This window comes from Vibrio genomosp. F10 str. ZF-129 (assembly GCF_000287055.2).
Taxonomy (GTDB): Bacteria; Pseudomonadota; Gammaproteobacteria; order Enterobacterales; family Vibrionaceae; genus Vibrio.
This window is the reverse complement of sequence record NZ_AJYQ02000083.1, coordinates 1,411-2,640: the sequence shown is the minus strand read 5'-3', so window position 1 is coordinate 2,640 and position 1,230 is coordinate 1,411. Positions and strand designations below refer to the sequence as shown.

At 51.1% G+C, this 1,230-nt stretch carries 1 protein-coding gene; it reads left to right on the top strand.

Annotated elements, in window-relative coordinates; all coding sequences use genetic code 11:
* Positions 1-1,230, top strand: a 1,230-nt coding sequence (locus A1QO_RS20430) for a VCBS domain-containing protein (protein WP_038131571.1), incomplete at both ends; no start/stop codon positions are given.

Below are 1,230 nucleotides of genomic sequence, written 5' to 3'. Positions count from 1 at the left end.
GCGACTGACGCACATGGCGCGACCGTCAGCACGGCCTTTGATCTCGTCGTGAACAACACCAATGACGCACCGACCTTAAACCCGATTGCTTCTGTGAGTGTCGATGAAGACGGACAACAGGCGACAGGTCAGCTAAGCGCGACGGATCCCGATACAGGTGACAGTCTGACCTATAGCGTGGCCTCGCCGGTGGCTGGTTTAACCCTCAATGCCGACGGTTCCTATAGCTTTGATCCGTCCAATGCAGCCTATCAGTCACTGCCTGATGGTCAGACACAAACCGTGACTATCCCTGTCACGGTCACCGACTCGGCCGGCGCGACCGATACCCAGAATCTGACCATCACGATGACCGGCACCAATGACGTCGCTCGTATTTCTGGGGTTGATACAGGGACTGCGACTGAAGATAGCGGTTCTCATGGCTCCAATAATTTGATTGTCAGTGGGCAGCTTCGCGTCGCAGATTGGGATTCTGGTGAGGGCATGTTTACAGTCACTGGTCAGTCTAATCATCAGGCAGGGCTTCATGAGCGTGGCACACTAGTGGCAGGTGACCATGGTCTCGGGCAGTTTGTCGTGCATGCGAATGGTGCTTGGACGTTTATTGCAGATAATACGAGTACCAAGATACAGTCACTGACCGAAAAGGAGACCATTCAAGAAACCTTCACTGTACATTCTAAAGACGGTACCGCTCATACCATCACTGTAGATATTGTAGGAACAAATGATGCTCCTGTCGTTTCATCAAACGTGACTTTAGCGGCGGGCACCGAGGATACCGCAGTCACATTGACTGAAGCGCAGCTACTGGCCAATGCTTCAGATGTTGATCATGGTGAAACAGCACAGCTCAGTGTGCATAACCTAAACGTAGATCATGGCACGGTCACAAACAATAGAGACGGCACCTATAACTTCACGCCAGAAAAAGACTATAACGGCGATGTACACTTTAGCTATGACGTTAAGGATGCCCACGGTGGTATTACACATACAGGTGCAACCACCAACTTAGCTGCGGTTAACGACAACCCTGATGTGACGCCTTTAACCGACAGTGTCAGTGAGGGGGCCGATAATCATCACACCCTCAATCTGCTAGTAGGTGCCACAGATAAAGACGGCGACGCTTTAAGCGTCAGTCACCTTGAATATGCCATCGATGGTCAACTTCAGGCAGGGAAAATCCCCGCAGGTATCACCTTAGATACTGATGGTCATACA